This is a genomic window from Pseudomonas sp. GL93 (assembly GCF_003408955.1).
Taxonomy (GTDB): Bacteria; Pseudomonadota; Gammaproteobacteria; order Pseudomonadales; family Pseudomonadaceae; genus Aquipseudomonas; species Aquipseudomonas paracarnis.
This window is the reverse complement of record NZ_NKRF01000071.1, coordinates 92,080-103,450: the sequence shown is the minus strand read 5'-3', so window position 1 is coordinate 103,450 and position 11,371 is coordinate 92,080. Positions and strand designations below refer to the sequence as shown.

The following is an 11,371-nucleotide window of genomic DNA, read 5'->3' as shown; positions in this document are numbered from 1 at the left end:
AATTGCAATTGCACTACCTGCGGGCAACGACTTCAGCCACGTTTTCAGCTCAGGTTTATTGTTCGGTACGATCGTTGTTTCAGCCGTTTCACTTCGATAGACCACAACTTCGGCCTTGGCGACATCCACACCGATGATTGATTGCGAGACAGTCATTGCCATGAAAAACGCTCCGGGTTAGGGTTTGCAGGCTTGTCGGGGCTTCACCATTGCGCTGGCTTGCTTCTATCGTCGGTCATGGCCGATGCATTCCTTATCGGCGCTTTGGTGAAGGGGTGGGGCGAAGTCTCCCACGGTCTGTACTGGCTAGAGTCAGATGCTGGCTTTTAGTCCCACCACCCCTACAAGTCTAACCATACAAGCTGGCTTGCCTGCGATGACGGTGTACCTGGCGCTGACTCGTTGACTGAATCGCCGCCATCGCAGGCAAGCCAGCTCCCACATTGGGTCCGCTTCTGCCTGCATTCCCTGTAAACTGCGTCTCTTTGGCCCCAGCACGGAGAGCCCGGCATGTCCGCTTCGATCCTGTATATCCACGGCTTCAACAGTGCGCCGGCTTCCAACAAGGCCAGCCAGTTGACCACCGTGATGGGCACCCTTGGCCTGTCCGACCAGTTACGAGTACCGGCGCTGCATCACCACCCTCGTCAGGCAATTCCTCAATTAGAGCAAGCGATTGCGCAACTGGGCCGGCCACTGCTGGTCGGCAGCTCACTCGGCGGCTACTATGCAACCCATCTTGCCGAACGCCATGGCCTCAAGGCGCTGCTGGTCAACCCGGCGGTCAGCCCCCATCGGATGTTCGACGGTTATCTGGGCACCCAGAAGAACCTCTACACCGATGAGACCTGGGAATTGACACAGGACCACGTCACGGCCCTGGCCGAGCTGGAAGTACCGGCGCCCCAGGATGCCGCGCGTTATCAGGTGTGGTTGCAGACCGGGGACGAAACCCTGGATTATCGCCTGGCCCAACAGTACTACCGGGCCTGCGCCTTGCGCATCCAGGCCGGTGGCGACCATGGTTACCAGGGGTTCGCCCAGCAATTGCCGGCCCTGTTGTGCTTTGCCGGTATTGGCGCAGATCAGTTTCAATCCTTCGATTTTTCGTCACTGTAGAAAATCGCAGGTCACTTTTTAATCGAACGACTCACGACGAGACCCCATGGCCACTCCCAGCGCTAGCTCTTATAACGCCGACGCCATCGAAGTCCTCTCGGGCCTCGACCCGGTGCGCAAACGCCCCGGCATGTATACCGACACCAGTCGGCCGAACCACCTTGCCCAGGAAGTCATCGACAACAGCGTCGACGAAGCCTTGGCCGGGCACGCCAAGTCGGTGCAAGTCATCCTTCACGCCGACCATTCCCTGGAAGTGTCCGACGATGGTCGTGGCATGCCGGTGGATATTCACCCCGAAGAGGGTGTGCCGGGCGTCGAGCTGATCCTTACCAAGCTGCATGCCGGCGGTAAGTTCTCCAACAAGAACTACCAGTTTTCAGGCGGTTTGCACGGCGTGGGTATTTCCGTGGTCAACGCCCTGTCGACCCTGGTGCGGGTCAAGGTCAAGCGCGACGGCAACGAGTACCAGATGACCTTCGCTGATGGCTACAAAGCCACCGACCTGGAAGTGATCGGCACCGTGGGCAAGCGCAACACCGGCACCAGCGTGTACTTTGCGCCGGACCCCAAGTATTTCGATTCGCCAAAATTCTCCATCAGTCGCCTCAAGCACGTGCTCAAGGCCAAGGCTGTGTTGTGCCCGGGCCTGCTGGTCAGCTTTGAAGACAAAGGCACCGGCGAGAAGATCGAGTGGCACTACGAAGACGGCCTGCGTTCCTACCTGGAAGATTCGGTCAGCGACTTCGAACGCCTGCCCAACGAGCCGTTCTGCGGCAGCCTGTCGGGTAATAAAGAAGCGGTGGACTGGGCGCTGCTGTGGTTGCCCGAAGGTGGCGACAGCGTGCAGGAAAGCTACGTCAACCTGATCCCCACGGCCCAGGGCGGCACCCACGTCAACGGTTTGCGCCAAGGCTTGCTGGATGCCATGCGTGAATTCTGCGAATACCGCAGCCTGTTGCCGCGCGGCGTCAAACTGGCTCCGGAAGACGTGTGGGAGCGCATCGCGTTCGTGCTGTCGATGAAAATGCAGGAACCGCAGTTCTCCGGCCAGACCAAGGAGCGCCTGTCGTCCCGCGAGGCGGCGGCGTTTGTCTCTGGCGTGGTCAAGGACGCCTTCAGCCTGTGGCTCAACGAGCACCCCGAGCTGGGCCTGGCCCTGGCGGAGCTGGCGATCAACAACGCCGGCCGGCGCTTGAAGGCCAGCAAGAAGGTCGAGCGCAAGCGCATCACACAGGGCCCGGCACTGCCGGGCAAACTGGCCGATTGCGCCGGGCAAGACCCGATGCGTTCCGAGCTGTTCCTGGTGGAGGGTGACTCCGCCGGCGGTTCCGCCAAACAGGCGCGGGACAAGGAGTTCCAGGCGATTCTGCCGTTGCGCGGCAAGATCCTCAACACTTGGGAAGTCGATGGCAGCGAAGTGCTGGCCAGCCAGGAAGTGCACAACATCGCCGTGGCTATTGGCGTTGACCCGGGCGCGGCGGACATGAGCCAGTTGCGCTACGGCAAGATCTGCATCCTCGCCGACGCCGACTCCGATGGCCTGCACATTGCTACCTTGCTGTGCGCATTGTTCGTCCAGCATTTCCGCCCGTTGGTGGATGCCGGTCACGTCTACGTCGCCATGCCGCCGCTGTACCGCATCGACCTGGGCAAGGAAATTTTCTACGCCCTGGACGAAGCCGAGCGCGATGGCATCCTCGACCGCCTGGTGGCCGAGAAGAAACGCGGCAAGCCACAGGTCACGCGATTCAAGGGTCTGGGTGAAATGAACCCGCCGCAACTGCGCGAAACTACCATGGACCCGAACACCCGGCGCCTGGTGCAGTTGACCCTGGAAGACTTCGCCGCCACCTCGGAAATGATGGACATGCTGCTGGCGAAGAAGCGCGCTGGCGACCGCAAGACCTGGCTGGAGTCCAAAGGCAACCTGGCCGAGGTTCTGGGCTGATGCGCACAGGTTTCGCCCTGGCGATCCTGATATTGAGCGGGCTGGCGGTCACCCAGGTGGCTGCCGCGCCCATGGCAGAACTCAAGCTGGTCTCGGAACACCCGGTTGACGGCATGCGCGGTGGGAACCTGTCGGGCCTGGCGTTGTGTGGCAACGAGCTATGGACAGTTTCGGACCGCGATGATGACCAGATCTATCGCCTGGATACCCGTGCGCCGACCTGGAGCGCGCAAGCGCTGAAGATCGACGTGCCGCCCGTGCCCGAGTCCGGCCTGCCTTGGGGCTTGCGTTCGCGCACCAAGGCCGCTTCGTTCATACGCGGCGGTGACCTGGACTTTGAAGGCATCAGCTGTGATGCCGCGGGCAACCGCTACATTGTCAGCGAAGCCCACGCCGCGGTGCTGCAGGTGCCCGCGACGGGCGCGCCCGAGTGGTTGAAAATCGCGCCGGGCATGGTGCGTGAAGCCAGGGCCAGTGGCATGTTGCTGCACTTTAATGCCTTGTTCGAGGGCCTGGCGGTAAACCCTGAAGGCAATCAGATCTGGCTGGCTGCCGAGCGCGAACGCCGTGGCCTGGTCTCGATCAAGCGTGGGCAGAGCGTGTGGGATTGTGATGGTCGTTGTGTATTGTTGAGCGAGGCCGGCCAGGAAGTGCAGCCGGCGCAGTTCCCCAACGCCAAGGCCGTGTCCAAGGACTTTGCTGACTTGTCGCTGTTCAACGGCAAGCTCTTTACCCTGGAGCGCAATGCGTTCCAGATCTGCCGGCGCGACCCGCTCACGGCCAAGGTTGAGCTGTGCTGGTCGTTTGCCGATGAAACCCTGACGCCGCAGCGACGTTACCCACAGTCGTATGGCCTGGCTGAAGCCCTGTTGGTGGTTGCCGACGGTGCCTGGGTCGGGATCGACAACAATTTCGGCCCGCGTGCCGATGGTGAAAAACGTCCGATGGTCTATCGTTTTGCCGCTCCGGATGGCGGCTGGAGTGCCCAGCCATGAATCGAGTTTTTTTTGAATTGAATCAGCGCAGCGGTAGTTCCGCTGCGCCTTACCCCATGATGAGGCCCGCATGAGTGACATCCTCGCAGACAGCTTAGATGGCGTAGAACGCCGGTCGCTGGCTGAATTCACCGAAAATGCCTACCTCAACTACTCCATGTACGTGATCATGGACCGTGCCTTGCCGCATATCGGCGACGGCCTGAAGCCCGTGCAACGGCGCATCATCTACGCCATGAGTGAGTTGGGCCTGGACGCCGATTCCAAGCACAAGAAATCGGCGCGTACCGTCGGTGACGTGCTGGGTAAATTCCACCCTCACGGCGATTCGGCGTGCTATGAAGCCATGGTGCTGATGGCCCAGCCGTTCAGCTACCGCTATACCCTGGTGGACGGCCAAGGTAACTGGGGTGCACCGGATGACCCCAAATCCTTCGCCGCCATGCGTTACACCGAGGCGCGGCTGTCGCGTTACTCCGAAGTGCTGCTCAGCGAGCTGGGCCAGGGCACTGCCGACTGGGGGCCGAACTTTGACGGCACCCTCGACGAGCCTCTGGTGTTGCCTGCGCGTTTGCCGAATATCCTGCTCAACGGCACCACCGGTATTGCGGTCGGCATGGCCACTGACGTGCCGCCGCACAACCTGCGCGAAGTCGCCACCGCCTGCGTGCGCTTGCTGGATGAGCCCAAGGCTACGGTCGAGCAGCTCTGCGAGCATATCCAGGGCCCGGATTACCCGACCGAAGCAGAAATCATCACGCCGCGTGCCGACCTGCTGAAGATGTATGAGACCGGCAAGGGCTCGGTGCGTATGCGCGCTGTGTACCACATCGAGGACGGCGACATTATTGTGACCGCGCTGCCGCACCAGGTATCGGGTGCCAAGGTGCTGGAGCAGATCGCCGCGTTGATGCAGGCCAAGCCGTCGAAATTGCCGCAAGTGGCCGACCTGCGTGACGAGTCCGACCATGAGAACCCATGCCGCATCGTGATCATCCCGACCAACAGCCGGGTGGATCACGAAGTGCTGATGCAGCACTTGTTCGCCAGCACCGAGCTGGAGTCCAGCTACCGGGTCAACGTCAACATCATCGGCCTGGACGGCAAGCCGCAGTTGAAGAACCTGCGCAACCTGCTGGTGGAGTGGTTGGAGTTTCGCGTACAGACCGTGCGTCGCCGCCTGCAATTTCGCCTCGACAAGGTCGAGCGCCGCCTGCACCTGTTGGACGGTTTGCTGATTGCCTACCTCAACCTGGATGAAGTGATTCATATCATCCGTACCGCCGAGCACCCGAAGGCCGAGCTGATCGCGCGTTTCGAGCTGAGCGAAATTCAGGCGGACTACATCCTCGACACCCGCTTGCGCCAGTTGGCACGCCTGGAAGAAATGAAGCTGCGTGACGAGCAGGATGCGCTGCTCAAGGAACAAGCCAAGCTGCAAGCCCTGCTGGGCAGCGAAGCCAAGCTCAAGAAGCTGGTGCGCAGCGAACTGATCAAAGACGCCGAAACCTATGGCGATGACCGTCGCTCGCCTATCGTCGAGCGCGCTGAAGCCAAGGCTCTGACCGAAACCGAGCTGTTGCCCAACGAGAAAATTACCGTCGTTCTGTCGGAAAAGGGTTGGGTTCGCTCCGCCAAAGGGCATGATATTGACGCCACCGGCCTTTCGTACAAAGCCGGTGATGGCTTCAAGACCGCTGCCGCCGGGCGTTCCAATCAGTTCGCGGTGTTTATCGACTCGACCGGGCGCAGTTATTCGGTGCCAGCCCACCCCCTGCCTTCTGCGCGGGGGCAGGGCGAGCCGTTGACCGGGCGCCTCACGCCGCCACCGGGGGCGAATTTCGAGTGCGTGCTGTTACCGGACGATGATTCGCTGTATGTCATTGCCTCCGACGCCGGTTACGGTTTCGTGGTCAAGGGTGAAGACCTGCAGGCCAAGAACAAGGCGGGCAAGGCGCTGTTGAGCCTGCCGAACAACGCCAAGGTGATTTTGCCAAGGCCGGTGGAAGATCGTGAAAGCAACTGGCTGGCGTCGGTGACCACCGAAGGGCGCTTGCTGGTGTTCAAGATCAGCGACTTGCCGCAGCTGGGCAAGGGCAAAGGCAACAAGATTATCGGGATTCCCGGTGACCGGGTGGCCAGTCGCGAGGAGTATGTGACTGACATCGCCGTGGTCCCGGAAGGCTCTACCCTGGTGCTCCAGGCCGGCAAGCGCACGTTGTCATTGCGCCCTGACGACCTTGAACACTACAAGGGCGAGCGCGGCCGGCGAGGTAACAAACTGCCACGAGGCTTCCAGCGAGTGGATGCCTTGCTGGTCGAAACGCCGGTTTAAGCGGTACTAGAGGCCTCGATCTACGATTTAACGCGTAGATCGATGCTTTCGCGCTGGAGTCATGGCGCATATTCACGGATGATATGGCCTTTCCAGCGCCGGCGTGGCCGAGCGTGTTCAGGTTATTTTTAGTATTACATTGTGGTTCGCCTTGTGGCAGCCACTTGGATGGGATGATGACTGCTCCACGCCTTCCTCTATTTTTGATGCTCGCTGGCCTTTTGGGGTTGGCGGGTTGCAGCACACATCAACCGGTGTCGCTGTACCAGCTGGACAGCGGAAGTCCGGCTCAGCCAGCCCAAACCGCTGGCATGGCAGTATTGCTGGGGCCGGTAGTCGTTGCCGATTACCTGCAACGCGAAACCCTGCTTCAACGTCAGAACGACGGCAGCCTGCAAGGTTCCACAGATGGTCGTTGGGCCGGTAGCCTGTCGTCGGATATCAACCAGTTGATGTTGCGTCAGGTCGCCGGCCAGTTAGACAGCCAGCGTGTGGTTCTGGCACCGGGACCCTCCGGGTTCACCCCGGATGTACAGGTGTTGCTGACCATTACGCGGCTGGATTCCGGCAAGTCGCAACCGGCGATCCTGGATGCACAGTGGCGCCTGATCGACCGTCGCGGGCAGGTGCGGGACAACCGCATTGTGCACCTGCAGGAAGAACACGCCGGCACCACTGCGTCCCAGGTCCAGGCCCAGGGTGTGCTGTTGCAGCACTTGGCACAGCAGTTGTCGGTGGCGCTCAAGCCATTGGCCAACCAGCCGCCGATTGCCGAAGCGCAGCCGCGTAAACAGGCGCCTGCCCAGGCCAAGCCTGCGGCCCCGGAAAAACCGAAGATGCCGATGGCCACGCCGATTCGCACGGACTTGGAAGTGTTCAGGTTCTGATCTGAATGGCGCACAAACAAAAGGCCCGCTGAATAAGCGGGCCTTTTTGTTTGTGCAGGATTTGGGTCATGTTGAAGATCAACTGTGGGAGCGGGCTTGCTCGCAAAGGCGGTGTGTCAGGGGTAAACCAGCTGACTGACACCGCCTTCGCGAGCAAGCCCGCTCCCACACAAGCCCAGCTCCACAGTAGTCAGGGCTTACGGGTCTCATGCATCCGCGCCAACTGGCGCTCCAGCATCGACGGATACGGCTCCATCAACCGCTCCACACAGCTGGCCCCTTCAGGGCTGGCAATCGGGCGGATGCGCGCGCGTTGACGGATCAGCGTGTCTTCACTGATCTTGCGCTCCACCAGCAGCAGGTTGCGGCTGTGCTGGGACAAGGCCAGGGCATCCTGGGCGATTTCGGTCAGCAGAAGGTCGATCTGGCTCATGCCAAACAGGTCGTCACCCACGGTTAGACCCAGCTGCAGTTGCAGCGTGATGCCGCTGTCGGCCACTTCTATCTGCAGGGCGTGGCCCAGGGCGCGCAACAGCTCGCCGCAGCAGATGGCATTGGTCAGGTAGTCTTCGCCGCTGTCTTCGCTATGGAATAGCATCAGTGTGCTGCCATCGTTCAGGGTGTGCAGTTCGCTCTGGTAGAGCGAAGCGGCCTGGTCGAGGCAGTCGCGGTAGCGTTCGAGCAGTTCGGTCAGGCGGGCACGGGGCAGGCGGCGCAGTTGCTCCTGGGAGCCCAGCTGCACGGCGAGTACGGCACTGTGCTGCGGCTCGGCGTTCTTGACCACAACCGGTTTCGGTGCGGCGACCGGGGCGGCTGCCGAGGTGTCGCGCAGGTCGGCGAACGGGTCTTCATCGTCCAGTTCGTCTTCCTCGGCCTTGATCACATGGCGCGGAGCAGGCTTGAGGCCGGCCACCGGGGCGCTTTCGTCGAAGCCTGGGTCGCGCAGGTCGCGCACTTCAAACTCAGGCTCGTCGGTGTAGTCCTCGGCGTCGTCGTACTCAGGCTCGGGCTCGACTTCAGGCGCTTTTGGCTCCGGGGCAAAGCTGGCGTGGAGCTGGCGCGCGAGGTCGCCGATTTCATCCTGGCGATCAGTAGCCGGAGTGTGTTCGTCGATATCCCGCAGCCAGATGCGCAGTTGCATCAAGGGCGTGGAGATATGCCGGCCCAGGCGCAGGCTCAAGGCCAGAGCCAAAGCCAGCAGGATCGCGCTCAGAATGCCCATGCTTTGCAGGCTGATGGTCATCGGCTGCTGGAACTGTTGCATATCAAGGCTGATCCGCAATTGGCCGGCCTTCACGTCCTGGAACGTAATATTGCTCTGATACAGGCCTTCGGCCTCACCGAGCAGACCGTTTTTCGGGCGCTGCCCGGCCTCGGCCATGATCCGGTTGTCCACGCTATAGATAGCGGCGTGGGCCACCAGCGGGTTTTTGGTCAGGTTGTTGAGCAGCACGTTAAGGCTGAGGATGTCGTTGGACACCAGCAACTCAGTCGCCGAAGTGGCAGTCTGGGTTGTCAGGCTCGCGCCCAGGGCGTCAGCTTGCTCGTGCATGGCCTGCTTGAACTGCAAACCCATCACGCAGGCATAGATCACCAGGGCCAGAGCGACCAGGATCACGTTATGGCTGGCGATGCGCAATGCAATCGGTACACGGCGATGGCGCAGTGCCCGGAAGATCAGCAGGAAGAAGTTATCGGTTTTTACTGGCGTGGGCCGGTTCACTTGCGCTCGGCTCTTGGTCCGTGAAGTTGACGCGCAGTATAGCGACAGGCCCATGGCCGGCAAAGCGCTGGCTGTGCCCGATGGTCACTGAAAGTGGGTAGAATGCGGTTTTTTTCCAGCCTGGGGGTGCGCTTTGCGCGAAATTGTCCTGATCAACATCACGGGTGAAGACCGACCGGGTCTCACCGCAGCCATAACCGGCGTCCTGGCCCAGGGTGGTGTGAACATTCTCGACATCGGCCAGGCGGTGATCCACGACACCTTGTCGTTTGGCATCCTGGTGGAGATCCCCAGCACCGAACAGGCCTCCTCGGTACTCAAGGACATCCTGTTTACGGCGTATAAGCTCGATCAACAGGTGCGTTTCACCCCGGTGTCCGAAGCGGATTACCAGCATTGGGTGGAAGGCCAGGGCAAAAAACGCCACATCGTGACCTTGTTGACTCGCAAGGTAACGGCCGAGCAGTTGCAGCGCGTCAGTTCCATCACCGCGCAATACGGGCTGAACATTGACCATATTGACCGTCTGTCGGGTCGCATGCCATTGGACACCCCGGCCGACAAGGGCAAGGGTTGTATCGAGTTCTCCGTGCGCGGCGAACCGGCTGACGCGCAAGCGCTGCGCGCCGACTTCCTGAGCGTGGCTCAGGAACTGAATGTCGATATCGCCTTCCAGGAAGACTCCCTGTTCCGTCGCAACCGCCGCCTGGCGGTGTTCGACATGGACTCCACCTTGATCGAAGCCGAAGTCATCGACGAGCTGGCCAAGGCGGCCGGTGTGGGCGAGCAAGTGTCGGAAATTACCGAGCGCGCGATGGCCGGCGAGCTGGATTTTCGTGCCAGCTTCAAGGAGCGTCTGGCGCTGCTCAAGGGCCTGGACGTGGGCGTGCTGGACTCGATCGGCGCGTCGCTGCGCCTGACTGAAGGTGCCGAAACCCTGTTCGCCGAACTCAAGCGACTGGGCTACAAGACCGCCATCCTGTCCGGCGGCTTCACTTACTTCGCCAAGCAGTTGCAGGCCAAGCTGGGCATTGACTATGTATTCGCCAACGAGCTGGAAGTGGTGGATGGCAAAGTGACTGGCGTGGCGGTGGAGCCGATTGTCGACGCGCAACGCAAGGCCGACCTGCTCAAGGAATTGGCCCACCAGGAAGGCTTGCGCCTGGAGCAGACCATTGCGGTAGGCGACGGCGCCAATGACCTGCCGATGCTGGCGATTGCCGGGTTGGGCGTGGCCTTCCGCGCCAAACCGTTGGTCAAACAGTCAGCCAAGCAGGCGATTTCGACACTGGGGCTCGATGGCGTGTTGTATCTGCTGGGCTTGCGTGACCGCGACGGTCAGCTATAAGCCGTTCTCACTGTAGAAATACAGGCAAAAATGTGGGAGCCGGGCTTGCCCGCGATAGCGGCAGTTCAGTCAATGATGTGTTGACTGACACTCCGCCATCGCGGGCAAGCCCGGCTCCCACATTGGATGTCACCAGCAATATCAGGCTTTAGGCAAGGCGATACCCTGGCCCATCTGCACCGGCGTACCCGCTGCCAGTTCTTCAGCCCACTTCACCTGGTCCGGCCCGAACAGCACGATAGCGGTGGAGCCCAATTTGAAGCGACCCAATTCCGCACCTTTTTCCAGATGAATCGGCGCGCGCGCAGCTTGGTCGTAACGGAAGGTTTTCAGCTCACGTTTCGGCGGCGTTACCAAGCCGGCCCACACGGTTTCAATCGACGCCACGATCATCGCACCCACCAACACCACGGCCATCGGGCCACGTTCGGTGTCGAACAAGCAGACAGCACGCTCGTTACGGGCGAACAGCTCCGGCACGTTTTCGGCGGTGGTCTGGTTGACCGAGAAAATCCGCCCTGGCACATACACCATCTCGCGCAGGGTACCAGCCAGCGGCATGTGCACCCGGTGGTAGTCCTTGGGCGACAGGTAAATAGTCGCGAACTCGCCACCCATGAACGGCGCAGCCATCGCTGCATCGCCACCGAGCAGTTCCAGCACGCTGAAGCTGTGGCCCTTGGCCTGGAAGATACGGCCATGTTCGATCGGGCCTAGCTGGCTGACCGCGCCATCGGCGGGGCTCAGCACTGCGCCTGGGGTTGCATCCAACGGGCGGGCGCCGTCTTTCAACGCGCGGGTGAAGAAGGCGTTGAAGTGCTCGTAGGCGGTCAGGTCTTCCACCAGGGCCTGGGACATGTCCACCTGATAGCGCTTGGCGAACCAGGCGGTAAAGGCGTTTTTGAACCAGCGCACGCGGCACTCGGCGATACAGCCGGCCAGGCGCGACAGCAAGTGGTGCGGCAGCAAGTACTGGCTGAGGATAAACAACTGCTTTTTCATAACTGTCCTTA

General features: G+C 61.1%; 8 protein-coding genes. 6 read left to right on the top strand and 2 right to left on the bottom strand.

Going from position 1 to position 11,371, the window contains the following annotated elements; genetic code table 11:
• Positions 1-510 precede the first annotated feature (510 nt).
• The 5 genes from CER19_RS13425 (at position 511) to CER19_RS13405 (ending at position 7,287) form a co-directional block, all read left to right on the top strand.
• The gene (locus tag CER19_RS13425; protein ID WP_116666759.1) at positions 511-1,119 is read left to right on the top strand and encodes a YqiA/YcfP family alpha/beta fold hydrolase; all 609 of its coding nucleotides are present in this window, start codon (positions 511-513) and stop codon (positions 1,117-1,119) included.
• A 46-nt stretch (positions 1,120-1,165) separates the two neighbouring features.
• Positions 1,166-3,070 carry a DNA topoisomerase IV subunit B gene (parE, locus tag CER19_RS13420; RefSeq protein WP_116666758.1) on the top strand — a complete coding sequence of 635 codons (1,905 nt, stop codon included), beginning with the start codon at positions 1,166-1,168 and terminating at the stop codon, positions 3,068-3,070.
• Positions 3,070-4,065 carry an esterase-like activity of phytase family protein gene (locus CER19_RS13415; protein WP_116666757.1) on the top strand — a complete coding sequence of 332 codons (996 nt, stop codon included), beginning with the start codon at positions 3,070-3,072 and terminating at the stop codon, positions 4,063-4,065. Before parE ends, CER19_RS13415 begins: the two co-directional genes overlap by 1 nt.
• A 70-nt stretch (positions 4,066-4,135) precedes the next feature.
• Positions 4,136-6,400 carry a DNA topoisomerase IV subunit A gene (gene parC, locus CER19_RS13410; RefSeq protein ID WP_116666756.1) on the top strand — a complete coding sequence of 755 codons (2,265 nt, stop codon included), beginning with the start codon at positions 4,136-4,138 and terminating at the stop codon, positions 6,398-6,400.
• Positions 6,401-6,573: 173 nt separating this feature from the next.
• Complete coding sequence (locus CER19_RS13405) at positions 6,574-7,287, top strand: membrane integrity-associated transporter subunit PqiC (RefSeq protein WP_032873461.1); 714 nt, start codon at positions 6,574-6,576, stop codon at positions 7,285-7,287.
• Between the two features lie 190 nt (positions 7,288-7,477).
• Here the strand turns inward: CER19_RS13405 and CER19_RS13400 are convergent, their stop codons facing one another.
• Positions 7,478-9,010, bottom strand: a complete 1,533-nt coding sequence (locus CER19_RS13400) for a HAMP domain-containing protein (RefSeq protein ID WP_116666755.1) — start codon at positions 9,008-9,010, stop codon at positions 7,478-7,480.
• A gap of 133 nt (positions 9,011-9,143) precedes the next feature.
• On the opposite strand from CER19_RS13400, the gene serB reads away from it, so the two are divergent.
• A complete protein-coding gene (gene serB, locus CER19_RS13395) occupies positions 9,144-10,358 on the top strand; it encodes a phosphoserine phosphatase SerB (RefSeq protein ID WP_116666754.1) in 1,215 nt (404 codons plus the stop codon).
• 141 nt (positions 10,359-10,499) lie between these two features.
• On the opposite strand, the gene asd is transcribed toward serB, so the two are convergent.
• Positions 10,500-11,360: an archaetidylserine decarboxylase gene (gene asd / locus CER19_RS13390; protein ID WP_116666753.1), complete on the bottom strand. Its 861-nt coding sequence runs from the start codon at positions 11,358-11,360 to the stop codon at positions 10,500-10,502.
• Positions 11,361-11,371: the final 11 nt, after the last annotated feature.

Excerpts from the sequence above, each read along its gene's own strand:
- CER19_RS13425 (WP_116666759.1), top strand. The coding sequence starts at position 511 with ATGTCCGCTTCGATCCTGTATATCCACGGCTTCAACAGTGCGCCGGCT.
- parE (WP_116666758.1), top strand. The coding sequence starts at position 1,166 with ATGGCCACTCCCAGCGCTAGCTCTTATAACGCCGACGCCATCGAAGTC.
- CER19_RS13415 (WP_116666757.1), top strand. The coding sequence starts at position 3,070 with ATGCGCACAGGTTTCGCCCTGGCGATCCTGATATTGAGCGGGCTGGCG.
- parC (WP_116666756.1), top strand. The coding sequence starts at position 4,136 with ATGAGTGACATCCTCGCAGACAGCTTAGATGGCGTAGAACGCCGGTCG.
- CER19_RS13405 (WP_032873461.1), top strand. The coding sequence starts at position 6,574 with ATGATGACTGCTCCACGCCTTCCTCTATTTTTGATGCTCGCTGGCCTT.
- asd (WP_116666753.1), bottom strand. The coding sequence starts at position 11,360 with ATGAAAAAGCAGTTGTTTATCCTCAGCCAGTACTTGCTGCCGCACCAC.